This window comes from Macrococcus sp. CoH-51_TC_04 (genome assembly GCF_058188655.1).
Map to the genome: position 1 here is coordinate 1 of NZ_JBVGOY010000040.1, position 377 is coordinate 377.

General features: G+C 64.7%; 1 protein-coding gene. It reads right to left on the minus strand.

Annotated features, from left to right (window positions below; genetic code table 11):
• Window positions 1–25 precede the first annotated feature (25 nt).
• Window positions 26–377: hypothetical protein (locus ACZ2V4_RS11685; protein WP_490514946.1), on the minus strand; the 352-nt coding region annotated here is incomplete at its 5' end.

Here is a 377-nt window from a genome sequence, read left to right on the forward strand (position 1 = left end):
TTCTTCATCCGTGTTGCGGCGGTCGTCACTCGATCACCTCAGACGTCCCGTCGCTATAGACCACCGTCAGGGGGAGGTGCGGAGAAGGAGTCGGCGCTTCAGGCGGTATGCCGGTACCTCCGACCCAACCCACGCCACTGTCCGGCCCGATGATCACGTAGTAGTCGCTGCCCTCGACTGTTGCGATCGCATTGACGCTCCACGCCGCCCCGAGACCCGGCCGATCGCCGTCCTGGGTGAACCGGACCTTCTCGACGTTCGGTTGGTACTCGTCGCGGAAGTAGAGCGCGGACGCTCGCTGCTGTTCTTTGACCGGCGGGTCTGGCGTCATAAGCCGATTTCGAATCGGCGTGCAGGCCGTCAGGCCCGCGACCAGG